The following is a 234-nucleotide window of genomic DNA, read 5'->3' on the forward strand; positions in this document are numbered from 1 at the left end:
CGGATGCCGCCGGCATTGGTCGCGATGTTGCCGCCGATGGCGCAGGAGCCGCGTGCGGCGAAATCCACGGGATAGACCAGCCCGTGCTCGCGCGCCGCGTTGTGCACGGCTTCCAGCGGCATGCCGGCCTGCACGGTCAGCGTGCGGTCCACCGCATCGAACTCGAGCACCTGGTTCATGCGCTCCAGGCTCAGCACCAGTTCGCCGTTCGCCGCGACGGCGCCGCCGGACAGG

1 protein-coding gene is annotated in these 234 nt (G+C 70.9%); it reads right to left on the reverse strand.

The genetic code is table 11. The features are described from left to right. Positions 1–234 (reverse strand): FAD-binding oxidoreductase (locus OH705_RS28795; RefSeq protein WP_267303645.1); only part of this gene is annotated, 234 nt, incomplete at both ends.

This window comes from Pseudomonas sp. BJa3 (assembly GCF_026343815.1).
Taxonomy (GTDB): Bacteria; Pseudomonadota; Gammaproteobacteria; order Pseudomonadales; family Pseudomonadaceae; genus Aquipseudomonas; species Aquipseudomonas soli.